Here is a 22,894-nt window from a genome sequence, read left to right as displayed (position 1 = left end):
CGCTTCGATGGCGCGGTCGCGGCTTACGCCGCTCCTACCGAAGGCCAGGGCCGAACGGCTCAGGCCAGCCGCGTCCCGTTCGGCACCGGGCGCTCGATCGCGGTGACCACCACGCCGTCCTCGGTCGGAAACCCGGTCAGCAGGAACTCGGAACGGAACGGCCCGACCTGCTTGGGCGGGAAGTTGATCACGCCGACGATCTGGCGCCCGATCAGTGCCTCGGCCGCGTACAGCTGCTTGACCTGGGCGCTGGTCTTGCGCACCCCATGCGGTCCGAAGTCCACCCACAGCTTCCACGCCGGTTTGCGCGCTTCGGGAAAATCCTCGACCCGCAGCACCGTGCCGGCGCACAGCATCACCCTCTCGAACTCGCTCCAGCTCAGGTCGTCCTGCCCGGCCGCACCATGGTCTTGGCTCACTCGCGCTTCCTCTCGTTCCAGTCTTTCCACATATCCTTGAACTGCGCCCAGCTGTAGCTCAACTGCGCGCCCAGCAGCCCGGCCGGCTTCAGCGCCGAGACCAGGCCGTAATGTTCGAACTCCCGCCAGCGCGGGTCGCCGTGCGCGATCGCCGCGGCCAGCAGCTCGCCGGCGAAGGTGGTCGGGGCGACGCCGTGACCGCCGAAGGCCTGCGCCAACCACAGTCCGTCCTCGACCAGGCCGATCTGCGGCATCTGGTGGCGCGCATAGCTCATCAGGCCGGACCAGGCCTGCTCGATGCGCACGCCTTCCAGTTGCGGGAACACCTTGAGCAGGTCGCGCCGCAGCAGGCGTTCGACCGCCGCCGGCGAACGGTCCAGCACCGAGATCCGCCCGCCCCACAGCAGGCGCGTGTCGGGCAGCGGCCGGTAGTAGTCGAACGCGAAACGGCTGTCGTAGACCGCCGCGCGTGTGCGCAGCGCCTCGTCCAGGCGTTCGCCCAGCGGCTCGGTGACCATGACGTAGGTCGCGATCGGCATCACGCCGGCGTCCACGCGCGCGCGCAGCCCGGCCAGATAGCCGCCGCAGGCCAGCACCACCCGCGGCGCCGCGATCTCGCCCTGCGGCGTGCTGACGCGCCACAGCGCGCCGTCGCGACGCAGCGCGGTCGCCGGCGTGCGTTCGTGCACGGCGACGCCGGCGCGTTCGGCCAGCGTCGCCAGGGCCAGCGCGTATTTGAGCGGATGGAAATGGAAGGCCTGCGGTTCGAACAGGCCGCCGTGGTAGCGGTCGCTGCGCACCAGGCCGCGCAGTTCGTCCTGCGCCAGCCAGCGCCAGTCGACGCCGTAGTGCTCGGCCAGCAGGCGCTGGCGCGCGCGCAGCGGTTTGGGATCGCGGAACCAGTTGGCCCAGATCACTCCGGCCTCGACCGCATCGCAGTCCAGGCCGTGGCGATGGATGCGCGAGCGGATCAGCTCGACCGCGCCGATGCTGCCCGCGTACAAGGCGCGCGCGCGTTCGCGGCCGAGTTCGCGCAGCAGCGCGTCCTCGCCGCGCGAGAAGCCGCCGAACACGAAGCCGCCGTTGCGTCCGGAGGCGCCGTGGCCGAGGGTCTGGGCCTCGACCAGGGCCACGCCCTCGACCCCGCGCTCGGCCAGGCCCAGGGCGGTATTGAGCCCGGCGAAACCGCCGCCGATCACGCACACCGAGGCTTCGCGCCGGCCTTGCAGGGCCGGCCGTTCCGGCGTCGGCGGCAAGGTGGCGCGGTAGTAGCTGGGGGCGGTCATGGGCGGTCTGGAATGCGGCGGTCGGGTTTGCTGAAATGCACGGGAACCACGAGCCCGGATCCACAGGAACGCGAGCATGCGCGATACGGACATCCACTCGGCCAACCTAGCCTATCGCAGGCGCAGCCTGCTGATCATCGCCGCGATCGTGGTGCTGGCCTCGTTCGCGCTGTGGCAACTCGATGCCTGGCTGACCGGGATTGCCAGCCAGCTGGCCCAGGACGGCGACCCGCAGCGCACCCGACGCTGGTTGCGCGGCCTGCTCGTCGCGCTGGGCTTGCTGCCGGTGGCGCCCTTGTCTCTGCTGGCGCGCAGCCTGCGGCGTCTGGCTGCGGCCGCGCAGGCCGAGCAACGTTTTCCGCCGCGCGACTGGCGCACCCTGCGCGACGTACGCGTGCTGCGCGGCGCGGCCGCGCTGCGCTGGATCGGGCGGGTACGGCGCATGGCCGCGGTGGCGCGCGTGCTGGCCGCGCTATGCGCAGCCGTAGCGATGGCGGCGTTCTGGTACTACCGCTAAGGGCTCCATCGGTGCCGCGCCGGGCGCCGGGCTGGTGCTGTTGCCCTGCCCCGACTTCGCGTCCATCGTGATGCGGCCGGCGCCATCGCCCAGCGCCGCGGGAGTCGAAGGCATGCCATGGATCGACGCACTGCGGCAACGCGCTCGCCAACTCAAGCGCGAGATCCACGCGCTCTACCTCGCGGCGCGGCATCCGCTCACTCCGTGGTACGCCAAGCTGCTGGTCGCGGCGATCGTGGCCTACGCGCTCAGTCCCATCGACCTGATTCCGGACTTCATCCCGGTCCTGGGCTATCTGGACGATCTGCTCCTGCTTCCGCTGGGGATCGCGTGGGCGATCCGCATGATTCCAGCGGCCGTCATGGCCGAGTGTCGCGCGCGTGCCGCGCAGGACGGCGGTCTGGAGGGCGGCGCGGCAGGCCGCGTCGCGGCCGCCGTGATCGTGGCGGTCTGGATCGGACTCGCCGTGCTATGCGCCTTGCTGGCTTATAGATACGTCGCGGCCGACCCCGTCGAGCCGACGCGGCCGATCGTCGCGATGCCTGCGACGGCGGGTAAACAAGCGGGTAAGCGACCTGGCTACGGGTTCCTGCTTCCCGGCCCAGGCCTCACTCCAGATCGGCCACGCCCAGTTCGCTCAGCGCGTTCTGCATCAGCTGGCGCGCCGAATCGCTGAGCACTTCGTGGTCCAGGGCGAAGCGGATCGTGGCTTCGATCAGGCCCAGGTGGGTGCCGCAGTCGAAACGGGTGCCCTGGAAGCGATAGGCATTGACCGCCTCCTCGGTGAGCATCGCGGCGATCGCGTCGGTGAGCTGGATCTCGCCGCCGGCGCCGGGCGTGGTGTTCTCCAGCAGGGCGAAAATGCGCGGATTGAGCACGTAACGGCCGACCACCGCGAGGTTGCTGGGCGCGACCTCGGGACTGGGCTTCTCGACGATGGCGCGGATGCGGCCTTGGCGCGCGGCGAAACCGTCGGTGGCGACGATGCCGTAGCTGCCGGTCTGCTCGCGCGGCACGTCCTGGACCGCGATCACGCTGGCGCCGGAGACTTCGGCCGCATCGGCCATCTGCTTGAGCGCGCCCGGGCCGCGGTTCCAGATCAGGTCGTCGGGCAGCACCACCGCGAACGGCTCGTCGCCGACCACGGGCTTGGCGCACAGCACCGCATGGCCCAGGCCCAGGGCTTCGGCCTGGGTCACGAACACCGCGCGCACGCCCGGAGGCAACACGTTGCGGACCAGCTCCAGCTGTTCGAGCTTGCCGCTGCGCTCGAGCTTCTGCTCCAGCTCGTAGGCCTTGTCGAAGTAGTCGGCGACCGCGTGCTTGTAGCGGTTGGTGACGAAGATCAGGGTGTCGCAACCGGCTTCGATCGCTTCGTCGACTGCGTACTGGATCAGCGGCCGATCGACGATCGGCAGCATTTCCTTGGGCACGGTCTTGGTCGCGGGCAGGAATCGGGTCCCCAGTCCTGCGACGGGAAACACCGCTTTACGGATGCGAGCTGCCATCAAACCTTCCTGGCGTTACGGGTCGGGAACGCCACCACGGTGGTCGACTCGACGTAATCGGGATGTTCGCCCACCGGGGCGAACTCGGGCACGGCCATGCGCAACAACTGGTTCAGCGCTTCGCGGTCGTAGCGCGCCGAAGCCTCGCGCAGCTGCGCGATCGCCGATTCGATCGCCGACGCGGAGACGCCGCGCGGCTCGGCCTGCAGGATCTTCGGATGCTGGGTCGGGCGATAGCGCTCGTCGGCGTGGAACAAGGTCTCGTGCAGCTTCTCGCCCGGACGCAGGCCGGTGTAGATGATCGCGATGTCGCGGCCCGGCTGCTTGCCGGCCAGGCGGATCATCTGCTCGGCGAGCAGGCGGATCGGCACCGGCTCGCCCATGTCGAGGGTGTAGATCGCTTCATGGCTGCCGATCGCGGAGGCCTGCAGGATCAGCTGGCAGGCTTCCGGGATGGTCATGAAGAAGCGCGTGACTTCCGGGTCGGTGACCGTGACCGGCCCGCCGCCGCGGATCTGTTCGCGGAACAACGGCACCACGCTGCCGGCCGAATCGAGCACGTTGCCGAAGCGCACGGTCACGAAGCGGGTCGAACGCTGGTCGGCGAGCGACTGGCAGGTCATCTCGGCCAGGCGCTTGGTCGCGCCGAGCACGTTGACCGGATCGACCGCCTTGTCGGTGGAGATCAGCACGAAGGTGCCGACGCCGGATTCGCGGCAGGCCTTGGCCACCGTCGCGGTCGACAGCACGTTGTTGCGCACCGCCTCGCGCAACTGCGCTTCCAGCAAGGGCACCTGCTTGTACGCGGCCGCATGGAAGACCGCGTCGGGCTCGGACTGGTCGAGCGCGAACGCGATCACCGCCGGGTCGCCGCAGTCGCCCAGGATCGGGATGTATTCCAGATCCGGGAAATCGCGACGCAGCGCGGCCTCGGTCTGGGTCAGGGCGAGTTCGTCGATTTCGATCAGGGCGATGCGGCGGGCGCCGTGGCGCGCGCACTGGCGGCACAGCTCCGAGCCGATCGAGCCGCCGGCGCCGGTGACCAGCACCGAACGCGCGCCCAGCCAGCTGCGGATCGCTTTCCAATCCGGCAGCACCGGCTTGCGCCCGAGCAGATCCTCGATCGCGACTTCCTTGAGTTCGCCGGGCAGCGAACGGCCTTCGAGCACGTCCTGCAGGCGCGGCACCATCCGGAACGGCAGGCCGGTGCGCTCGCAGGCGATCACCACGCGCTGCAGCGCGTTGGCGTCGGCCGAAGGCATCGCGATCACCAGCAGCTTGGCGGCGGTCTCGCGTGCGATTTCGGCGACTTCGGGCACGCGTCCGAGCACCGGCACGCCCTGGACCTTGCTGCCGCGCAGGCGCGCGGCGTCGTCGAGGAAACCGACCGGCTCATAGGTGCCGAAGCGGCGCAGGTCGCGCACCAGCGCTTCGCCGGCGCGGCCGGCGCCGAGGATCAGGATGCGCACCGTCGCGGTGTTGGCGCGTTCGACGCGGCTGTCCTTCCAGGCGCGGTACAGCAGGCGCGGCGCACCCAGCATGCCGACCAGGACCACCGGGTACAGCACCAGCACCGTGCGCGGCATGGTGGTGTCGAGGCGGTTGTACAGGAACAGCACCAGCACGATCGCGAACAGACCGAGCATGCAGGCCTTGAAGATATTCCAAAGATCGGGCACGCCGGCGAAGCGCCACAGGCCGCGGTACAGGCCGACCTGCCAGAACACCAGGCCCTGCGCGATCATCACCAGCGCGATCTCGGTCGACCACAGCGGCAGCGGAACGGCGGCGGGGATGATGCCGAAGCGCAGACGGTACAGCGCTTGCCAAACCAACCACACCATCGCGAGATCGTGCGCAACTACCGCCATGCGCGGCAGTGCACCTTTGAGACGATCGCGCCAAGAGCTCATTCCATGCCCCTATACCTAGCCGGGAGAATTCAACGCCGGCTCGGAGCCGGCGCGCTGTAACCACCACCACAAAAAAGCGCCGGACATATACCACGCCGCAACCGTACACAACATGAAAGCCATTCTCGTTTGCAGCAGTATTGGGAGCGCCAGCACAGCTACGAGGGTATGCATGGCGTAGGCGAATGTGACTTTGGTGTGCCCTACTCTCCTCGCCCAGACCTGATATGCGTGTTGCGCGTGTGCGGTCCACCAGCGCTCCCTGCGCAGCATGCGTCGTAGCAGTGTCAAGCCGGCGTCTATGAGGAAGGCCGAAAGCGGCATCAGGACGACCGCTGATCGGCTGCCCAGGCCTGCCGAGGCAAAGACCGCAAGCCCGGCCAGGGCGAACCCGATCGCCCCGCTACCGGCATCGCCCATGAAAATCCGGGCACGCGGGAAGTTGAAGGGCAGGAAACCGAGGCAGGCGGCGGCCAGGGCCAGGCCCAGCCACGCACCCGGGGCTCCGGCCAGCCAGCCCAGGGCCAGGGCGACCAGGGCCGCCTGACTGGCGGCCAGGCCGTTGATCCCGTCCATGAAGTTGCAGACGTTGGTCAGCGCCAGCGCGGCCACGAACGCGCCCAGGGCCAGCCAGGGCGCGTCCAGCACGTGCCAGACCGCGTAGGCAAACACCGCCGCGGCGAGCGCGTGCACAGCCAGCCGCAGCGAGGCCGACAGCGGCCGGTGATCGTCGATCAGGCCGACCCCGGCCACCAGCGCCAGCCCCAGCCCGAACGCGGCCAGCAGCGGCGCCTGCGCCGGCAGGCGCACCGCCAGGGCCAGGGTCGCGACCAGCAGCGCGATCACGATCGCGATGCCGCCGCCGCGCGGTGTGGCGACGACGTGGCTGCGGCGTTCGCCGGGGTGGTCGATGAGGTCGATGCGCAGCGCGTACCAACGCGCCAGCCAAGTGCCGACCGCTCCGATCAGCAGGTGGGTCATCAGCCAACTGGCCATCGGATCAGACCACCGCGTAGTTCAGCAGCGGTTTGACCGTTCCCCATTCCTTGCAGCTGGGGCATTGCCAGTGGTGGCTGCGCGCGCCGAAACCGCAACGGTTGCAGCGGTAGCTCGGGTTGCGCACCAGCAGCTGGTCGGTGATGTGCTTGAGGTCGTGCAAGGTCGCCATCGGATCGGCGCCCTCGGCCAGGGTCAGGTCGATCAGGGCGGCCTCGCCGCGCACCGAGGGCCGGTCCTTGAGCTGGCGCGCGAGGTAGGCGCGCGCGGCCGGCACGCCGTCCTCGGCCTCGACCATGCGGGTCAGGGCCAGCACCGGGGCGATGCCGCGGTAGTGCTCGCACATCTCGGCCAGGAACGCGCGCGCGCCGGTCGGGTCGCCGTCGCGCTCGTAGCAGCTCAGCAGCGAGGGCAGCACTTCCGGCAAATAGTCGGGATCGGCGCGGGCCACGCGCTCGAAGGCGCGGATCGCGGCGGCGTCGTTGCCGGCCTCGACTTCGATCCGGCCTTCGAGCATGCCCGCGCGCACCGAGTTGGCGTCGGCCTCGTAGGCGCGCTTGACCGCTGCGCGGGCCGCGTCGACTTCGCCGGCGGCGCGGTGGCGGTCGGCGAGTTCGCATTCGAACTGCGCGATCAGCTTGCCCATCGGTTCGCCGGTCGCGGCCTCGTAGCGGCGCGCGTTCTCGATCGCCTTGTCCCAGTCGCGTTCGGACTGGTAGATGCCGATCAGATGGCGCAGCGCCAGCGGCGCCATGTCCAGCGCGACCAGATCGCTGAACACGGTCTCAGCGCGGTCGAGCAGGCCCGAGCGCATGTAGTCCTCGCCCAGCGCCAGCAGCGCCTGGACCTTCTGCTGGTCGCTCAGGCCGGGACGCTGCACCAACGCCTGGTGCAGGCGGATCGCGCGGTCGACTTCGCCGCGGCGGCGGAACAGGTGGCCCAGCGCGACCTGGGTCTCGAAGGTGTCCTTGTCGAGCTCGGCGATATGCAGAAAGATTTCAATGGCCTTGTCCGGCTGCTCGTTGAGCAGGTAGTTGAGGCCGCGGAAGTACGTGGTGGACAGATGGCTGACCTGGTTGTCGCTGTGGCGCTCGCCGCCGCGGCGGCCGATCACCCAACCGCTGACGGCCGCGATCGGCAGCAGCAGGAAGAACCAGAACCACTCGCTGATGAAGGCCATGCCTCAGGCCTCGCGCGGGAGGGCGGCGCTGCGCTCGGCGCGTGCCAGGCGGCGACGCAGCGGCAGCACCAGGCTGGCGGTGATCGCCAGGCCGCCGGCGAGCACGCCGATCAGCAGGGACACGATCAGGGCCACGCCCAGGGTGGTCGGGAAGGTGCCGAAGCCCAGGTCGATGGGCACGATCTGCCGATTGAGCGCGCCGACGGTGGCACCGGCCGCGAGGCAGACGAAGGCGATGAGGAAACGGATCAGGCGCATGGGGGATGGGTCCGGGGTCCGCGATGTTGCTAGCTTAAGGCTAGGAACTAGTTCTTAGGAATTAGGAGCTAGTAAAAGAAGGCGTGGCCGGATGAGGGGGCGGATTGGGAGGACTAAGAGGCAGGCAGGACGAGGCCGTCAGGAGCAGCACCGCTCTGACCGTTCCTGATTCGTTCTATTGCCTTGGTAGTGGCGCAGGCCACGACAACCGCCTAACTACTTCCTAATTCCTAGAAACTAGTTCCTAGCCTCAAGCTAGCTTCAAGCTTCATCGTCCAACGGCGCCACGCCGCTGACGCGTTCGCGCAGTTCCTTGCCGGGCTTGAAGTGCGGGACGTGCTTGCCGGGCAACGCGACCGATTCGCCGGTCTTGGGGTTGCGGCCCAGGCGCGGCGGACGGAAATGCAGCGAGAAGCTGCCGAAGCCGCGGATCTCGATGCGTTCGCCCACCGACAGCGCGCCGCCCATCATTTCGAGCAAGGCCTTCACCGCCAGATCCACGTCGTCGCCCTTCAGGTGGGCCTGACGCTGCGAAAGGATCTCGATGAGTTCGGACTTGGTCATGGGCGCAGCGCAATCTCTGGTACGGGGATGTCGGGACGGTGCCGGTACAACGGCGCCGCGACGGTGCCACAAATCGAAGGCGACCCGGCTCGGCCGGGCCGCCTCCGCGGTACTGCAGCGACGCCGCTCCGGTTGCCCGGAACGGCGCGCCTCGACTCATTGCATTACTCGGACTTGTTGCCGCTCAGCTGCTCGCGCAGCAGCGCGCCCAGCTTGGTGGTGCCGCTGGAAGCATCCGAGGCCGAACGGTTGTAGTCGGCCAGGGCCTCCTGCTGCTCGGCTTCGTCCTTGGCCTTGATCGACAGCTGCATGGAACGGCCCTTGCGGTCCGTGCCGATGATCTTGGCTTCGACTTCCTGACCCAGCTTGAGGTACTGGGTGGCGTCCTCGACGCGCTCCTTGGCGATGTCGCGGGCGGCGACGTAGCCTTCGATGCCGTCGGCGAGTTCGATCGTGGCGCCCTTGGCGTCGACTTCCTTCACCACGCCCTTGACGATCGAGCCCTTGGCGTTGGAAGCGACGTACTGACCCATCGGGTCCTGCTCCAGCTGCTTGACGCCCAGGCTGATGCGCTCGCGCTCCGGATCCACGGCCAGGACGACGGCTTCCAGGGTGTCGCCCTTCTTGTAGTTGCGGACCACGTCTTCGCCGGTGGTGTTCCAGCTGATGTCGGACAGGTGCACCAGACCGTCGATGCCGCCGTCCAGGCCGATGAAGATGCCGAAGTCGGTGATCGACTTGATCTGGCCTTCGACCTTGTCGCCCTTCTTGTGGATGGCCGCGAAGGTCTCCCACGGGTTCGAGGTGACCTGCTTCATGCCCAGCGAGATACGGCGACGCTCTTCATCGACGTCCAGCACCATGACCTGAACTTCGTCGCCGACCTGCACGATCTTGGACGGGTTGACGTTCTTGTTGGTCCAATCCATCTCGGAGACGTGCACCAGGCCTTCGACGCCCGGCTCGATCTCGACGAACGCGCCGTAATCGGTGACGTTGCTGACCTTGCCGAACACGCGGGTGTCGGCCGGGTAGCGGCGCGCGATGTTGTCCCACGGATCCTCGCCCAGCTGCTTGAGGCCGAGGCTGACGCGGTTGCGCTCGCGGTCGTACTTGAGCACGCGGACGTCGAGCTCCTGGCCGACTTCCACGACTTCGGACGGATGGCGCACGCGCTTCCAGGCCATGTCGGTGATGTGCAGCAGGCCGTCGATGCCGCCGAGGTCGACGAACGCACCGTAGTCGGTGAGGTTCTTGACGACGCCCTTGAGGATCGCGCCTTCCTGCAGCTTCTCCATCAGCTGCTCGCGCTCGACGCTGTACTCGCTCTCGACCACCGCGCGGCGGGAGACGACGATGTTGTTGCGCTTGCGGTCCAGCTTGATCAGCTTGAACTCGAGTTCCTTGCCTTCCAGGTAAGCGGAGTCGCGCACGGGGCGCACGTCCACCAGCGAACCCGGCAGGAAGCCGCGGACATCCTTGATGTCGACGGTGAAACCACCCTTGACCTTGCCGCTGATGCGGCCGGTGATGGTCTCGTTCTTTTCGAGCGCCTCTTCGAGCTCGTCCCACACCATCGCGCGCTTGGCTTTCTCGCGGGACAGCACGGTTTCGCCGAAGCCGTTCTCGATCGAGTCGAGGGCGACCTTGACTTCGTCGCCGACGGCAACGTCGATCTCGCCGGCGTCGTTACGGAACTGTTCGATCGGCACGATGCCTTCGGACTTCAGGCCGGCGTTGATGACGACCACGTCGCCGCGGACCTCGACGACGGTACCCAGAACGATGGCGCCCGGCTTCAGCTTGGCCAGGTACTGCTGGCTTTGTTCGAACAGCTCGGCAAATGATTCGGTCATTAGTTGATTACTCGGTTGAACACACGGGCCGCACCGGCTGGCATCGTCGCTGTCGTAGCGACGCAAGCAGCACGTGGTCGACCCACCCGTTATGTGGCGCGATGCAGCTGCGCCATGTGTCGTTGTGGATCCCGCCGCGGATGCGACGGGGCTGGTGGTTTACAGCGTGTTCTGCGGCGTTCGGTCCGCGTTTGCGGAAACGTCAGCGCGCCGGCAACAAGGCCAGCACGCGTTCGACCACCTCGGCGATGCCCAGGCCGGTGGTGTCGATGCGCACGGCGTCGTCGGCCGGTCGCAGCGGAGCCACCGCGCGCTGTGCGTCGCGGGCGTCACGGGCGAGAATCTCCCGCAGCAGACCATCTAAAGTAACGGAAACCCCTTTGTCTTTCAACTGCTTATAGCGCCTTTCGGCTCTTTCGTCGGCGCTGGCGGTAAGGAAGACCTTGTAGGGGGCGTCCGGGAAGATCACCGTACCCATGTCGCGGCCGTCGGCGACCAGGCCCGGCGGCTGGCGGAAGGCGCGCTGGCGATCCTTGAGCGCGGCCCGGACTTCGGGGATGGCGGCGATGGCCGAGGCGGCGGCCCCGGCGGTCTCGGTGCGCAGCTCGTCGGTGGCGTCCTGGTCGTTGACCAGCACCCGCAGCTCGCCGCGCTCGTCGTCGCGGAAGCCGATCTGGGTGTCGAAGGCGCAGCGGACCAGGGCGGCCGGGTCGGCCAAGTCGATGTCGGCCCAGCCGGCGGCGACGCCGACCGCCCGGTACAGGGCGCCGGAATCCAGGTAGTGCCAGCCCAGGGATTGGGCGACCAGGCGGCTGATGGTGCCCTTGCCGGAGCCGGAGGGGCCGTCGATGGTGAGGACGGGGGTGCTGCTGTCGTAGGGAGTCGTCATGCCGGCTATTATGCAAGGACGGCACGCCTTTCCCGCCCGTTTGCGGGCCGGTAAGGCCCCGCAACGAGGCCCCCGCGAACCGCCGGCCCGGCCGAGAGCCAAATAATTTGCTGCAAACACTTGATCGTAGTGGGAAATACCCGCTATGATCGCGGGCTGTCTAACCCAATCCTGTTGCCGAGGTCTGTCATGAAGGTCCTGTCCTCCCTGAAGTCGGCGAAGAACCGTCACCGCGACTGCAAAGTCGTCCGCCGCCGTGGCAAGGTCTTCGTGATCTGCAAGTCGAACCCGCGTTTCAAGGCGCGTCAGCGCTAAGAAAGCACGCTTCAAGGCGCGGCAGCGCTGAGAAGCACGTCCGCGGCGTTCGCGCCCGGACCGCTAGCCTGGAAGGCCGCCGCGAGGCGGCCTTTCTGCGTTGCGGTCCGATCGCCCCGCCCGCCTGGCCGGATCGCGAAAACGTGACGGCCGCGTGCTGCCGTGGCATCGGGGCTTGTGCGTACAATCTCGCGTCCTCCAGCGAGGTTGCACCCATGACGTCCCGCACCGCTCCCGCCGCACTCGCGTTCGCAGCCCTGTTGCTTCTGTCCACCGCCGCCTCCGCCGACACCCTGCTGATCGAGCGCGTGTCCGAGGAGAACAAGGCGGCGATGCCGGTCCGCGGCCAGACCATGGCCCAGGTCGAGGCCCGCTACGGCGCCCCGGCCGAACGCCTGGACCCGCGCGGCGGCCAGAAGCGCCAGTGGCCCACCATCAACCGTTGGGTCTACCCGGCGTTCACCGTGTACTTCGAGAAGAACAAGGTGGTCGACGTGGTCGCCAACAAGGCCGACGCCGAAGAGATCGGGCCCAAGCCGCCCGTGCGCTGACGCCGCCGAACGAGATCCTAAGCTTTGACCGAGCAAGCATTGACCGGGCAAGCCTTGCGCTTTCCCGCCGAGTGGGAACCCCAGTCCGCGGTCCTGATCGCCTGGCCGAACGCCGACACCGACTGGGCCGACCGCCTGGGCGAGGTCGAGGAAACCTACATCGCCCTGGTCGCGGCGATCACCCGCTTCCAGCCGGCGATCGTCTGCGTCGCCGACGACGACGTGCAGGCCTATGCCCGTGCGCGCCTGTCCTCGGCGCGGATCGACATGGACCGGGTGCGCTTCGTCGAGGCGCCCTACGACGACACCTGGCTGCGCGACTCCGGCCCGATCAGCCTGCGTCAGGGCGAAGGTTTCCGCCTGCTCGATTTCCGCTTCACCGGCTGGGGCGGCAAGTTCGACGCCAGCCAGGACGACCTCTTGGTCGAGCGCCTGCACTCGCAGGGAATCTTCTTGAAGAGTGATCGCCAAAGCATTGATTTTGCCTTGGAAGGCGGCGCCATTGAAACCGACGGCGCGGGCACCCTGCTGAGCACCTGGCAGTGCCTGCACGAGCGCCACCCCGACGCCAGCCGCGAACAGATCACCGCCAAACTGTCGGACTGGCTGCGCCAGGACCGGGTGCTGTGGCTGGACCACGGCTACCTGGAGGGCGACGACACCGACGCCCATATCGACACCCTGGCGCGTTTCGCCGCGGCCGACGCCATCGTCTACCAGGGCTGCGACGACCCCAACGACAGCCACTACGCCGAGCTCCAGGCCATGGCCGCCGAACTGGCGGCCTTGCGCACTCGCGACGGCCAGCCGTATCGCTTGTTCGCGCTGCCGTGGCCGCAGCCTGTCATCGATGAAAACCGAAGGCTGGCAGCGAGTTACGCCAACTTCCTCATCGTCAACGGAGCTGTGCTGATGCCGGCCTACGGCGATGCCGCCGATGCCGCGGCCCAGGCCGTGCTGGCCCAGGCTTTCCCGGACCGCGAGATCGTGCCGGTGCCCTGCCGTTCGCTGATCTGGCAGAACGGCAGCCTGCATTGCATCACCATGCAACTGCCGCAGGGCGTGGTCGCGTAAGCGGCACAGCACGCCGATCCTGATGACCACCGCAATGCAGATCGTGGCCTGCGTGCTGTTCGCGGCCTGGGGCACCGGGATGCTGATCGCCCTGTGGTTCAAGCCCCGGCTACTGAGGCTCTGGCTGTTCGTCCCGCGCTGGCGCGGCGGATTCAACTGGCGTCATGGGCTGCGCGCGAGCCGAGGGTCTTTAATACTGCAGGCGCTCCTGACCTACAGCCTGACGGCTTTGATCGTGTGCCGGCTAATCGGTGCCGGCTCCAGGCAGGCGATGCTGGTGTTCGTGGCGCTTATTGCTGCCAACGCAATCGCCTGGGTGATCGACGGCGCCAACGCCGCCGCCCGCGAGTCCTGAAGATTTCAACGTGGATTCGATAGCGGACGCGCGCGCAGCCTAGAATATTCATCGCCCTGCGTCCGGATCCCGAGCCCGAACATGAAGAAGACCACCCTGCCCGTCGCCCTGATCCAGGACCGCGACCACGGCTCGCGCGAGGCCAACCTCGCCAACATCGAGGCGCGCGTCGCCGATGCGGCCAAGAGCGGCGCCAGGCTGGTGCTGCTGCAGGAACTGCACAACGGCCCCTACTTCTGCCAGCACGAGTCGGTGGCCGAATTCGACCTGGCCGAGACCATCCCCGGCCCCAGCACCGAGCGCCTGGGCGCGCTGGCCAAGCAGCACAGCGTGGTCCTGGTCAGTTCGCTGTTCGAGCGCCGCGCGGCCGGCCTGTACCACAACACCGCGGTGGTCTTCGACGCCGACGGCTCCACCGCCGGCAAGTATCGCAAGATGCATATCCCGGACGATCCGGGCTTCTACGAGAAGTTCTACTTCACCCCGGGCGATCTCGGCTTCGAGCCGATCCAGACCTCGGTCGGCCGCCTCGGCGTGCTGGTGTGCTGGGACCAGTGGTACCCGGAAGGCGCGCGCCTGATGGCCCTGGCCGGCGCCGAACTGCTGCTGTACCCGACCGCGATCGGCTGGGACCCCACCGACGAGCAAGCCGAGAAAGACCGCCAGCGCGAAGCCTGGGTGCTCAGCCATCGCGGCCACGCGGTCGCCAACGGCCTGCCGGTGCTGAGCTGCAACCGGGTCGGCCACGAGCAATCGCCCATGGACGCGGCCGGCATCGATTTCTGGGGCACCAGCCACGTGCTCGGCCCACAGGGCGAGTTCCTGGCCCAGTCGGTCCAGGCCGAACCCGAGATCCTGATGGCCGAGGTCGACCTGGGCCGCAGCGAGCACGTGCGCCGGATCTGGCCGTTCCTGCGCGACCGCCGCATCGACGCCTACGGCGACCTGCTCAAGCGCTACCGCGACTGAAGCCGGTGAGCGCCGCGCCCGTCGCGATCCGTGCCGCCGTCGCCGGCGATCTGGTCGCGATCGCAGAGCTCTACGCGCTGGAAGTGCGCGAGGGCGTGGCCACCTACGAATACGCCGTACCCGACCTGGCCGAGATGCGCCGGCGCTGGCAGGCGGTGATCGACCAGGGCTATCCCTACCTGGTCGCCGAACTCGACGGCGCCTTCGCCGGCTACGCCTACGCCAGCAGCTACCGCAGCCGCGAGGGCTACCGTTGGACGGTCGAGGATACGGTCTACGTGCAGCCCGGCTGCCAGGGCCGCGGCGTCGGCCGCGCCTTGCTGCAACGATTGATCGAAGACTGCGAGGCGCGCGGTTATCGGCAGATGGTGGCGGTGATCGGCGACGGCTCCAATGCCGCCTCGGTGGCCCTGCACGAGCGCCTGGGTTTCCGCACCGTGGGCGTGTTCCCAGGTCTGGGGCGCAAGCACGGGCGTTGGCTGGACACGGTGCAGATGCTGCGGCCGCTCGGGGCGGGCGACAGCGCCGCGCCACCCGAGGTACGCGCCGCCCAAAGTGGTGGCGTCGGCACATCCTGAACTGCCCTTTGGCCGTAATCTTGCCGATGAGCGGTAGCCTAAAAACGAACGAACGTGCTATTTTCTCCGCCATGTCCAATCTGACCGCCACCGGCAAAGGCGCCGCCACCCGCGACGCGATCATCGACCAGGCCTACAGCATCGCCGTCGGCGGTGGCCTGGAGAGCCTCTCGATCGGTCCCTTGGCGCAGGCCGTGGGCATGTCCAAGAGCGGCGTGTTCGCCCATTTCGGCTCGCGCGAAGACCTGCAGCTGGCGGTGCTCGACGCCGCCGGCCAGCGCTTCCTCGAATACGTGCTGCTGCCGGCGCTGAAGTCCAAGCGCGGCCTGCCGCGACTGCGCGCGATCATCGCCGCCTGGTTCGACTGGGCCCGCCATACCTCCGGCGGCTGCGTGCTGTTGTCGGCCGTCAGCGAGTACGACGACCGCCCCGGCCCCTTGCGCGACCGCGTCCTGCAGCACGAAACCCGCTGGCGCAACGACATCGCCCGCGCGGTGCAGATGGCCGTGGACGCCGGCGAATTGCAGACCGACACCGACGCCCATCAGCTGGCGTTCGAGATCTACGGACTGGCCCTGGTCGTGCACCACGACGCCGGCCTGTTCGGCTTCGAACCCAGCGTCGAGCGCGGGCAACGCGCGTTCGAACGCCTGATCCGTTCCTACTCCTCCCCCACCGCCTGATCTCGCGCAGAGAGGCTCCGTCATGTACCCGCTCATCTCCAAAATTAGCACGACCGTTCGTAGTTTTATTCAGCTATACGGGCTGCGGCTGGGCTTCCTGATCGGCAGCCGCTTCGCCCCGGAAACGACGGTGCGCCGGGCGGCACGCTTGTTCAGTACGCCGTTCGCGTCCTCGCGCAGCCGCGCCCTGGCCGCGCCCAGCCACGGCGCCAGCGAGGGCCGGCTCGAGGTCGACGGCCACGACATCGCGACCTATGTCTGGGGCGATCCCCGGACCCAGCCCTACGTGCTGTTCGCGCACGGCTGGTCCAGCCACGGCACCCGCATCGCGCCCTGGCTGGAGGGCCTGCGCGCCGACGGCTATGCGGTGGTCGCGTTCGACCAGCCCGCGCACGGCAAGAGCGCGGGCCGCCAGAGCACCCTGCCCGACTTCACCCGCCATCTGCTCGCGGTCGGCCGCCATTACGGCCCGGCGGCGGCGGTGATCGGGCATTCCCTGGGCGGCGCGGCGACCCTGCTGGCGATGGCGCGCGGGCTGCGCGCCGAGCGCGCGGTGCTGATCGCGCCGGCGGCCGACCCGGTCGCGGCCGCGCACCGCTTCGCCCGTCTGGTGTGGATCGGCGAGCACCTGTGCCGGCGCATGTTCGCCTACTTCGAGCAGCGCATCGGGATCGGCTTCGAGGAACAGCAGGCGCATCTGAACGCACCGGTCATCGCCAGCCCGGCCTTGATCGTGCACGACCTGGGCGATCGCGAAGTGCCCTGGTCCGAGGGCGAGCGCTACGCACGCTATTGGCCCGATTCGCGCCTGCTCAGCACCACCGGCCTGGGCCACAAGCGCGTGCTCGAAGACCGCAGCGTGATCGAAGCCGGGCGGCGCTTCCTGCACGGCGAGGCGGTCGGCGATCGTCTGGTGTCGAGCCCGAACCTGCCCTACGGCTGGGCCTGAGCGTTGGGCATCGGCGCGGACGGCGCGGACGGCGCGGAAACTTGCCGGATGGGACTGCCGGAAATAGAGCCCGGCCATATAGAACCGGCTCGATAGCGGAATCGGCCGGCGGCCCGACGACCGCCGGCCGCGTCGCGTCTTGTCGCGGATCGGCGCTTGCTTCTACTCTGGGCGCACGCGGCCTGGAGGCTGCGGCAGGATCGGGGGACGAACCGTGGCACCTCTCAGGCAAGCACACGCCCGGCCCGCGCGGCCGGACGCGCGGCGGAGCGCGCGCCGATGAGCGCACTGGCGCGCCTGCTGTTGATCCTCGGCATCGGACTGCTCGCATTGGGCTGCTACAAGCGCGACACCGTGCCCGAGCCGGCACTGCTGCTGCCCGAGGTCCGCAGCGAACCGCTGCAGCGCCCGAGCTCGGACGCGCCGTACTCGGTGCGCGCCGGCGATGTCGACTACCGCATCGAACCGGTCGCCGACTACGACATCACCGGCCTGATCGTGAGCCGGCACGACTCGGACACGTTCTGGGACAGCTTCCACGCGCGCGCCAACGACCATCTCAACGTCGCCGACCTGTGCCTGGTCTGGGGCGCCAATGCCAGCGACGGCGCCTACCGGCACATGGCCTTCTGGAACGGTCAGTGGACCTGCAACTACAAGTACGGCTACGGCGTGCCGGTCGGCCCCGAGCACACCCGCGCCCTGTCCAACAACCACCTGTTGACCAACAGCGAAGACATCGCTGAACGCATCCGCGGCCTGCGCGTCGGCGACCAGGTGCGCCTGCGCGGTCAGCTCGCGGTCTACAGGCACCAGGCCGGCATGAACTTCGTGCGCGGCACCTCGGTCTCGCGCGACGACACCGGCAACGGCGCCTGCGAGACGCTGTTCGTCAACCGCCTCGACCTGCTGCAGCCGGCGCCGGCCTGGCCGCTCTGGCTGCGCTGGATCGGCGCGCTGCTGCTCGCGGTCGGCCTGGTGGCCTGGTACCGGGCCCCGTTCGACGCCCGCACCCGCTGACCGTGCAGGTCCGGGCCCTTCGGCCCTGCACTTCGCCCCAGCATTTAATCCCCAGGGCACTTCTGGCCGCGGCCGCTGTCGGACCTACGCGATTTGCCGCTATCCTGCCGGGCCTCCTGTGCCAGCCCCCGTACGGCCCAACGACCGAATGAATGATCCGATGACCGACGGCCTGCACGGCCAGCCCCACGCCATCGTCGAACGCGACGGTGTCCGCTACACCCTGCTGGGGACCGCGCATGTGTCGCAGGCCAGCGTGGACGCGGTGCGCGACGCGATCGGCAGCGGCGCCTACGACGCCGTCGCGGTGGAGCTGGATCCGCAGCGCCTGCAGGCGCTCACCGACCCCGACGCCCTGGCCCGGCTGGACCTGATCCAGGTCCTGCGCACCGGCAAGACCGCCCTGTTCGCCGCCAACCTGGCCCTGGCCGCCTACCAGCGCCGGCTGGCCGAACAGCTCGGCATCGAGCCCGGCGCCGAGCTCAAGCGCGCGGTCCTGGAAGCGCGTCAGCGCGAACTGCCGGTGCACCTGATCGACCGCGAGGTCGGCCTGACCTTCAAGCGCGCCTCCAGCAAGCTGGGCTGGTGGGGCCGGGCCAAGCTCGGCGGCGGCCTGCTGGCGGCCTTGTTCGCCGACGAGGAAGTCGGCGAAGAAGAGATCGAGAAGCTCAAGCAGGGCGACATGCTCGAATCCAGCTTCGGCGAGTTCGCCAGCGAAAGCCCGCAGTTGTACGAAAGCGTGATCGCCGAACGCGACCGCTACATGGCCGCACGCCTGCGCGAATCGCACGGCGACGCGCGCGAAGTGCTGGCCGTGGTCGGCGCCGGCCACCTGCAAGGCCTGACCCAGCACCTGCGCGAAGAGACGCGCGCGCCGGCGACGGTGCGCGAAGAACTCGAATCGCTGCCGCAGAAGAGCTCGGTGCCCTGGTTCACGATCTTCCTGTCGGCATTCGTGCTCGGCGGCTTCGTCTGGGGTTTCTGGCGCGGCGGCATCGACGTCGGCTCCGACCTGCTGCTGCAGTGGGTGCTGGCGACCGGCGTGCTCGGCGCGATCGGCTGCGCCATCGCCGGCGGCCATCCGCTCAGCATCCTGGTCGCGTTCGTGGCCTCGCCGATCACGCCGCTGCACCCGGCCCTGGCCTCGGGCACGCTCAGCGGGCTCACCGAGGCCTGGGTACGCAAACCGACCTACGCCGACTTCATGGCCCTGCGCGACGACGTCCAGACCTGGCGCGGCTGGTGGCGCAACCGGGTCGCGCGGGTGCTGCTGAACTTCTTCCTGACCAGCCTGGGCACCGCGATCGGCGTGTGGACGGGTGGCTTGCGGATGTTGGGCAAGTTGATCGGCTGAGGGCGGCTAAGCGCTAAATCCTCCGGCCCCTTCTGCAAAAGTAGGGACCGGGAGGATGGGCTCCGGACGAGGTCAAGTTCTCACTTCTGCTTAGACTCCGCCGCAATCCAAGCGTCGATATGCGCCTCCAGCGCCTGCAGCGGCACCGAGCCGGTCGCCAGCACTTCGTCGTTGAACGCGCGCAGGTCGAAGCGTTCGCCCAGCGCGGCCTTGGCCTTGGCGCGCAGCGCTGAAATCTTGAGCTGGCCGATCTTGTAGGCCAGGGCCTGGCCCGGTGTGCCGATGTAGCGGTCGACCTCGTTGACGATGTCCTGGTCGGTCTTGGCCGCGTTGTCCTTGAAGTAGGCGATCGCGCGCTCGCGGCTCCAGCCCTTGGCGTGCATACCGGTGTCGACCACCAAGCGCACCGCACGCCACATCTCGTAGGTGAGCTGGCCGAAGCGATCGTAGGGGTCGTCGTACAGGCCCATGTCGTAACCCAGCTGCTCGGCGTACAGGCCCCAGCCTTCGCCGTAAGCGACGAAATAGGCCGTGCGCCGGAACATCGGCCGCTCCGGCAGCTCCAGCCCGCGTGCGAACTGGAAGTGGTGGCCGGGCACGGCCTCGTGCAGCGACAGCGCCATCATTTCCCAGATCGGCCGCACTTCCGGCTTGTACAGATTGACGTAGTAGAAACCGGCGCGGCTGCCGTCGACGGCGCCGGGCTGGTAATAGGCCGTGGTCGTGTCCGGCGCGATGTTGTCGGGGATCGGGCGCACGCCGTAGGGCTGGCGCGGGATGACGTGGAAGGCTTTGACCAGCTCCGGATCGATGCGCTTGGCGATCGCGCGGTACGCGGTCAGCAGCTCCTCCGAGGTCTTGTGGAAGAACTTGGGATCGCTGCGCAGGTAGGCGAAGAATTCCTGCAGCGTGCCCTTGAAGCCGACCTCGGCCTTGACCTTCTCCATCTGCGCGCGGATACGCGCGACTTCGCTCAGGCCGGTCTGATGGATCTGGTCGGCGCTGAGATCGGTGGTGGTGTAGTAGCGCGCCAGGAAATCGTAATAGGCCTTGCCGTCGGGCAGCTCGGCCACGGCGATGCCGGTACGGGTCTTGGGCAGGTATTCGTCGTTGAAGAAGGCCGCGAACTTGCGGTACGCCGGCACGATGCGCTCGCCGATCGCCTGTTTGGCCTGGGCCTGCAGCGCGGCGCGTTCGGACTCGGGCACGCTCGCGGGGAAGCGCAGGAACGGGCGGTAGAACGCGCTCTTGCTGGGGTCGTCGACGATCTGCGAGGCGATCTGCGCCGGCACGCGCTGCATCAGCACCTGCGGCGGCGTGCGTTTTTCCTTCAGGCCCTCGCGCATCAGTACGGTGGTCTGCTCGATCACCGCCGGCAGCGCGTTCAAGCGCGCCAGCCAGTCGCGGTAATCCTTGGCGCTGGCGAAGGGCAGCACCTCGGCGATGCCGTCGGCGGTCTGCACGCCGCCCTGGTGGCTGATCGGCTGCAGGTACTCGCGGAATTTCTGGCGCTCGATATTGCGGTCCAGGTTCCAGGCGTAGGTGTCGTAGTCGAGCTGGCTGTCGGCCGACAGCGCGCTGCGGTCGATCGCCTTGAGCTTGGCCAGGGCCTCGCGGTCGGCGGCCTCGCGCTGGGCGATCGCGCTCAGGCTGCGGTCGGTCCAGCGGTCGTTGAAACGGTTGTCGCCGTTGTAGCTGGCGCCTTCGGGGTTTTCGACCAGCCCGCGTTCCCATTCGGCTTCGAAATACGCCTTGAGACGGGCGTCGGCGTCTTGCGCGCGCACCGGCGCGGCGACGAACACAGCCGCGGCGGCCGCGGCGAACATGAGCTTACGGAGCATGCCTGCATCCCCTCGGAGCGAGGCCCGAGTCTAGCCCGCGACTTGCTGGTAATCGCTAGGCCAAAAGTCAATGCGAGGGCTAGCGGACCAATTCGGACAGCCCCGGGCGGCCTGGAGCGAGACCGTGTCAAAGTTGCTTGAGACTGCAACTCGCGCATGCGCAGGGCGCCCGCGCTGTGGCGCGGCGATCAGGTAATTCGGGAGTCGCAGGCCCGGACGGGCCTTGCGCGATCAGGCGGCTTTGAACCAGTCGGCTTTGAATCAGGCCGCGTCGGCAGCCGTAGTGAAGCTCTCGCCGCAGCCGCATTCGGCGCTGACGTTGGGGTTCTGGAACACGAACTGCTCGCCCAGGCCCTGCTTGGTGAACTCGATGCGGGTGCCGTCGACCAGCGGCAGGCTGATCGGGTCGACGTAGATGCGCACGCCGTCCTGCTCGAACACGGTGTCGCCCTCGCGCTGATCGCGAGCGAGGTCGGCGATGTGCTGCCAGCCCGAGCAGCCGGTGCGGGTCACGCCGAAACGCAGGCCCAGGGCATCGGGCGCCTCGGCCAGAAAATGGCGGACGCGTTCGAGGGCGGCGGGAGCGAGGCTGACGGACATCGGGATTCTCGGGGGGACTTTCGCTGCTAGGCGATATGGTAACAGGCGCGCCATGACGGCCGCGGCGACCCTGTGGATATGGCGCCGCGACACAGCGTTTCAAGTTTCCGGCGGTGCCAGCAGATAGGTGGCGAAGCTGCCCAGCCAGTGCGCGCCGGCGTAGTGGGCATCGCTGACCGCGGTCAGGCCGCTGTCGCGGTGGCGCGCGGCGGCCGCGCGCAGGGCCGGAATGCGGCGGTCGCCGGGCGGCAGGCCGCGCGCCATGCCCTCCAGCATCCAGGCCCGGCTCAGGTTCAGCCCGTCCAGGTGGGCGAGCTTGCCGTCGGTGGGATCCAGGACCACGCCCGGGGTCAGCCAGCCGGCATCGGCCTTGCGCGGGATCCTGGGCAGGAAGGCCTTGAGCCAACGCGCGTATTCGGCTGGCGCCAGCACGCGCCGCATCAGGTCGGCCTCGGCCAGGCACGGTGACAGGAAGTCCTGACCCGAGGGCTCGTAAGCGATCGGGCAGTCGCGGTCGCCCAGATGGAACTCGCGCACCCGCTGGCTCAGCGCCGCGCGCAGCCGGGCGTCGCCGCTGCGCTCGCTCCAATCCAGGGCCAGGCCGAACGCGAACGCGGTCTGCGAATGCTCGCCGACCCGGATCGGCATGGTCAGCTTGGGCAGCCAGCGCAGGAAGCGCGCCGAGGCCTCGCGCTCCAGCGGTTCCAGCGCCGCCGCCCACTGCCGCCCCTGCGGGTCGTCCCAGCCGCGCAACTGCGTACCCAACTGCAGCAACCAGGCCAGGCCGTAGGGACGTTCGAAGGATTCGTCGCCGCCGGTGCGCAAATAGGCCAGCTCGCCGGCGATGTTGGCCGCGGTCAGGTTGGCCGCCAGCGCCTGCCGCGCCGGCTGCGCGAACGCGGCGTTCGGATAGCGCTGCAGCAGCCGCACCAGCAGCCAATGGCCGTGGACCGAGGAGTGCCAGTCGTAGCAGCCGTAGAAGGCCGGATAGAGCTTGCGCGGCGGCAGCGCGTCGGCGTCGCTGCGCAACTGATGCGAGAGCTTGTTCGGGTACTCGCGCTGCACGCAGTCCAGGGCCAGTTTCGCGAAATGCGCGGCGCGGGCCTCGTCCAGCGTCGCCGGCGCCTGCGCCCATGCGCTCGCGGCGCACAGCCACAACGCCACCGCCATCCAGCCACGTCCCATGCGCTGCTCCCCTGCCCCTGCGATGGCCCGAGTG

At 68.7% G+C, this 22,894-nt stretch carries 24 protein-coding genes and 1 pseudogene; 12 read left to right on the top strand and 13 right to left on the bottom strand.

The features are described 5' to 3' along the window. Positions 1-59: 59 nt before the first annotated feature. Positions 60-419 carry a tRNA-binding protein gene (locus tag ASE10_RS13560; protein WP_255355398.1) on the bottom strand — a complete coding sequence of 120 codons (360 nt, stop codon included), beginning with the start codon at positions 417-419 and terminating at the stop codon, positions 60-62. After that, positions 416-1,705, bottom strand: a complete 1,290-nt coding sequence (locus tag ASE10_RS13555; RefSeq protein WP_055906753.1) for an FAD-binding oxidoreductase — start codon at positions 1,703-1,705, stop codon at positions 416-418. The genes ASE10_RS13560 and ASE10_RS13555 overlap by 4 nt, the downstream gene beginning before the upstream one ends. A 76-nt stretch (positions 1,706-1,781) precedes the next feature. Between ASE10_RS13555 and ASE10_RS13550 the strand changes: the two genes are divergently transcribed. Then, positions 1,782-2,222 (top strand): hypothetical protein, encoded by a 441-nt coding sequence (locus tag ASE10_RS13550; protein WP_055906750.1) that lies wholly within the window; start codon positions 1,782-1,784, stop codon positions 2,220-2,222. A gap of 139 nt (positions 2,223-2,361) precedes the next feature. Further along, positions 2,362-2,676 (top strand): annotated as a pseudogene (locus ASE10_RS21115) (DUF1232 domain-containing protein); the annotation flags it as partial. A 154-nt stretch (positions 2,677-2,830) separates the two neighbouring features. Here the strand turns inward: ASE10_RS21115 and galU are convergent. The 8 genes from galU to cmk all read right to left on the bottom strand — a co-directional run bounded on the left by galU (position 2,831) and on the right by cmk (position 11,386). Beyond that, positions 2,831-3,730 carry a UTP--glucose-1-phosphate uridylyltransferase GalU gene (galU, locus tag ASE10_RS13545; RefSeq protein WP_055906747.1) on the bottom strand — a complete coding sequence of 300 codons (900 nt, stop codon included), beginning with the start codon at positions 3,728-3,730 and terminating at the stop codon, positions 2,831-2,833. Further along, entirely contained in the window at positions 3,730-5,643 is a 1,914-nt protein-coding gene (locus ASE10_RS13540; RefSeq protein ID WP_055906744.1) for a nucleoside-diphosphate sugar epimerase/dehydratase, read from the bottom strand. Before ASE10_RS13540 ends, galU begins: the two co-directional genes overlap by 1 nt. 15 nt (positions 5,644-5,658) lie before the next feature. After that, positions 5,659-6,639, bottom strand: a complete 981-nt coding sequence (locus ASE10_RS13535) for a hypothetical protein (protein ID WP_055906740.1) — start codon at positions 6,637-6,639, stop codon at positions 5,659-5,661. A 4-nt stretch (positions 6,640-6,643) separates the two neighbouring features. Continuing rightward, entirely contained in the window at positions 6,644-7,819 is a 1,176-nt protein-coding gene (gene lapB, locus ASE10_RS13530; RefSeq protein ID WP_055906737.1) for a lipopolysaccharide assembly protein LapB, read from the bottom strand. Between the two features lie 3 nt (positions 7,820-7,822). Continuing rightward, positions 7,823-8,077: a LapA family protein gene (locus ASE10_RS13525; protein WP_055906735.1), complete on the bottom strand. Its 255-nt coding sequence runs from the start codon at positions 8,075-8,077 to the stop codon at positions 7,823-7,825. A 261-nt stretch (positions 8,078-8,338) separates the two neighbouring features. Next, positions 8,339-8,641 (bottom strand): integration host factor subunit beta, encoded by a 303-nt coding sequence (locus ASE10_RS13520; protein ID WP_055906732.1) that lies wholly within the window; start codon positions 8,639-8,641, stop codon positions 8,339-8,341. Positions 8,642-8,805: 164 nt separating this feature from the next. Beyond that, on the bottom strand, positions 8,806-10,497 hold the full coding sequence (gene rpsA / locus ASE10_RS13515; RefSeq protein WP_055906729.1) for a 30S ribosomal protein S1: 1,692 nt from the start codon (positions 10,495-10,497) through the stop codon (positions 8,806-8,808). A gap of 202 nt (positions 10,498-10,699) precedes the next feature. After that, positions 10,700-11,386, bottom strand: coding sequence for a (d)CMP kinase (gene cmk, locus ASE10_RS13510; RefSeq protein WP_055906726.1), 687 nt, complete (start codon positions 11,384-11,386; stop codon positions 10,700-10,702). A 189-nt stretch (positions 11,387-11,575) separates the two neighbouring features. On the opposite strand from cmk, the gene ykgO reads away from it, so the two are divergent. From ykgO to ASE10_RS13460, 10 genes are all read left to right on the top strand, one after another. Continuing rightward, complete coding sequence (ykgO, locus tag ASE10_RS13505; protein ID WP_036206164.1) at positions 11,576-11,701, top strand: type B 50S ribosomal protein L36; 126 nt, start codon at positions 11,576-11,578, stop codon at positions 11,699-11,701. Positions 11,702-11,916: 215 nt separating this feature from the next. Beyond that, positions 11,917-12,252, top strand: a complete 336-nt coding sequence (locus tag ASE10_RS13500) for a hypothetical protein (protein ID WP_055906723.1) — start codon at positions 11,917-11,919, stop codon at positions 12,250-12,252. Between the two features lie 39 nt (positions 12,253-12,291). Next, positions 12,292-13,326, top strand: coding sequence for an agmatine deiminase family protein (locus ASE10_RS13495; protein WP_055906720.1), 1,035 nt, complete (start codon positions 12,292-12,294; stop codon positions 13,324-13,326). Positions 13,327-13,348: 22 nt separating this feature from the next. Next, complete coding sequence (locus tag ASE10_RS13490; RefSeq protein ID WP_055906717.1) at positions 13,349-13,681, top strand: hypothetical protein; 333 nt, start codon at positions 13,349-13,351, stop codon at positions 13,679-13,681. An 81-nt stretch (positions 13,682-13,762) separates the two neighbouring features. Next, positions 13,763-14,650: a carbon-nitrogen hydrolase gene (locus ASE10_RS13485; protein ID WP_055906714.1), complete on the top strand. Its 888-nt coding sequence runs from the start codon at positions 13,763-13,765 to the stop codon at positions 14,648-14,650. Positions 14,651-14,655: 5 nt separating this feature from the next. After that, complete coding sequence (locus tag ASE10_RS13480; RefSeq protein ID WP_055906711.1) at positions 14,656-15,228, top strand: GNAT family N-acetyltransferase; 573 nt, start codon at positions 14,656-14,658, stop codon at positions 15,226-15,228. A 71-nt stretch (positions 15,229-15,299) separates the two neighbouring features. After that, the gene (locus ASE10_RS13475; protein ID WP_055906708.1) at positions 15,300-15,911 is read left to right on the top strand and encodes a TetR/AcrR family transcriptional regulator; all 612 of its coding nucleotides are present in this window, start codon (positions 15,300-15,302) and stop codon (positions 15,909-15,911) included. Between the two features lie 22 nt (positions 15,912-15,933). Next, positions 15,934-16,860 carry an alpha/beta fold hydrolase gene (locus ASE10_RS13470; protein WP_055906705.1) on the top strand — a complete coding sequence of 309 codons (927 nt, stop codon included), beginning with the start codon at positions 15,934-15,936 and terminating at the stop codon, positions 16,858-16,860. A gap of 279 nt (positions 16,861-17,139) precedes the next feature. Beyond that, a complete protein-coding gene (locus ASE10_RS13465) occupies positions 17,140-17,880 on the top strand; it encodes a hypothetical protein (RefSeq protein WP_055906702.1) in 741 nt (246 codons plus the stop codon). 148 nt (positions 17,881-18,028) lie between these two features. Then, positions 18,029-19,234 carry a TraB/GumN family protein gene (locus ASE10_RS13460; RefSeq protein WP_056305397.1) on the top strand — a complete coding sequence of 402 codons (1,206 nt, stop codon included), beginning with the start codon at positions 18,029-18,031 and terminating at the stop codon, positions 19,232-19,234. A gap of 80 nt (positions 19,235-19,314) precedes the next feature. Here the strand turns inward: ASE10_RS13460 and ASE10_RS13455 are convergent, their stop codons facing one another. From ASE10_RS13455 to ASE10_RS13445, 3 genes are all read right to left on the bottom strand, one after another. Further along, on the bottom strand, positions 19,315-21,075 hold the full coding sequence (locus ASE10_RS13455) for a DUF885 domain-containing protein (RefSeq protein ID WP_082559820.1): 1,761 nt from the start codon (positions 21,073-21,075) through the stop codon (positions 19,315-19,317). Positions 21,076-21,336: 261 nt separating this feature from the next. After that, a complete protein-coding gene (locus ASE10_RS13450; RefSeq protein ID WP_055906693.1) occupies positions 21,337-21,675 on the bottom strand; it encodes an iron-sulfur cluster assembly accessory protein in 339 nt (112 codons plus the stop codon). A 99-nt stretch (positions 21,676-21,774) separates the two neighbouring features. After that, positions 21,775-22,860 (bottom strand): DUF2891 domain-containing protein, encoded by a 1,086-nt coding sequence (locus ASE10_RS13445; RefSeq protein ID WP_055906690.1) that lies wholly within the window; start codon positions 22,858-22,860, stop codon positions 21,775-21,777. Between the last annotated feature and the right edge of the window lie 34 nt (positions 22,861-22,894).

The sequence above is a fragment of the Lysobacter sp. Root76 genome (genome assembly GCF_001428685.1).
GTDB lineage: Bacteria > Pseudomonadota > Gammaproteobacteria > Xanthomonadales > Xanthomonadaceae > Lysobacter.
The sequence above is the reverse complement of the archived record's forward strand: the minus strand, read 5'-3'. Positions and strand labels throughout refer to the sequence as shown.

Bases quoted from the DNA above. Each gene is read 5' to 3' on its own strand.
- ASE10_RS13555 (WP_055906753.1), bottom strand. From the start codon at position 1,705: ATGACCGCCCCCAGCTACTACCGCGCCACCTTGCCGCCGACGCCGGAA.
- ASE10_RS13550 (WP_055906750.1), top strand. From the start codon at position 1,782: ATGCGCGATACGGACATCCACTCGGCCAACCTAGCCTATCGCAGGCGC.
- galU (WP_055906747.1), bottom strand. From the start codon at position 3,730: ATGGCAGCTCGCATCCGTAAAGCGGTGTTTCCCGTCGCAGGACTGGGG.
- ASE10_RS13540 (WP_055906744.1), bottom strand. From the start codon at position 5,643: ATGAGCTCTTGGCGCGATCGTCTCAAAGGTGCACTGCCGCGCATGGCG.
- ASE10_RS13535 (WP_055906740.1), bottom strand. From the start codon at position 6,639: ATGGCCAGTTGGCTGATGACCCACCTGCTGATCGGAGCGGTCGGCACT.
- lapB (WP_055906737.1), bottom strand. From the start codon at position 7,819: ATGGCCTTCATCAGCGAGTGGTTCTGGTTCTTCCTGCTGCTGCCGATC.
- ASE10_RS13525 (WP_055906735.1), bottom strand. From the start codon at position 8,077: ATGCGCCTGATCCGTTTCCTCATCGCCTTCGTCTGCCTCGCGGCCGGT.
- ASE10_RS13520 (WP_055906732.1), bottom strand. From the start codon at position 8,641: ATGACCAAGTCCGAACTCATCGAGATCCTTTCGCAGCGTCAGGCCCAC.
- rpsA (WP_055906729.1), bottom strand. From the start codon at position 10,497: ATGACCGAATCATTTGCCGAGCTGTTCGAACAAAGCCAGCAGTACCTG.
- cmk (WP_055906726.1), bottom strand. From the start codon at position 11,386: ATGACGACTCCCTACGACAGCAGCACCCCCGTCCTCACCATCGACGGC.
- ykgO (WP_036206164.1), top strand. From the start codon at position 11,576: ATGAAGGTCCTGTCCTCCCTGAAGTCGGCGAAGAACCGTCACCGCGAC.
- ASE10_RS13500 (WP_055906723.1), top strand. From the start codon at position 11,917: ATGACGTCCCGCACCGCTCCCGCCGCACTCGCGTTCGCAGCCCTGTTG.
- ASE10_RS13490 (WP_055906717.1), top strand. From the start codon at position 13,349: ATGACCACCGCAATGCAGATCGTGGCCTGCGTGCTGTTCGCGGCCTGG.
- ASE10_RS13485 (WP_055906714.1), top strand. From the start codon at position 13,763: ATGAAGAAGACCACCCTGCCCGTCGCCCTGATCCAGGACCGCGACCAC.
- ASE10_RS13475 (WP_055906708.1), top strand. From the start codon at position 15,300: ATGTCCAATCTGACCGCCACCGGCAAAGGCGCCGCCACCCGCGACGCG.
- ASE10_RS13470 (WP_055906705.1), top strand. From the start codon at position 15,934: ATGTACCCGCTCATCTCCAAAATTAGCACGACCGTTCGTAGTTTTATT.
- ASE10_RS13465 (WP_055906702.1), top strand. From the start codon at position 17,140: ATGAGCGCACTGGCGCGCCTGCTGTTGATCCTCGGCATCGGACTGCTC.
- ASE10_RS13460 (WP_056305397.1), top strand. From the start codon at position 18,029: ATGAATGATCCGATGACCGACGGCCTGCACGGCCAGCCCCACGCCATC.
- ASE10_RS13455 (WP_082559820.1), bottom strand. From the start codon at position 21,075: ATGCTCCGTAAGCTCATGTTCGCCGCGGCCGCCGCGGCTGTGTTCGTC.
- ASE10_RS13450 (WP_055906693.1), bottom strand. From the start codon at position 21,675: ATGTCCGTCAGCCTCGCTCCCGCCGCCCTCGAACGCGTCCGCCATTTT.
- ASE10_RS13445 (WP_055906690.1), bottom strand. From the start codon at position 22,860: ATGGGACGTGGCTGGATGGCGGTGGCGTTGTGGCTGTGCGCCGCGAGC.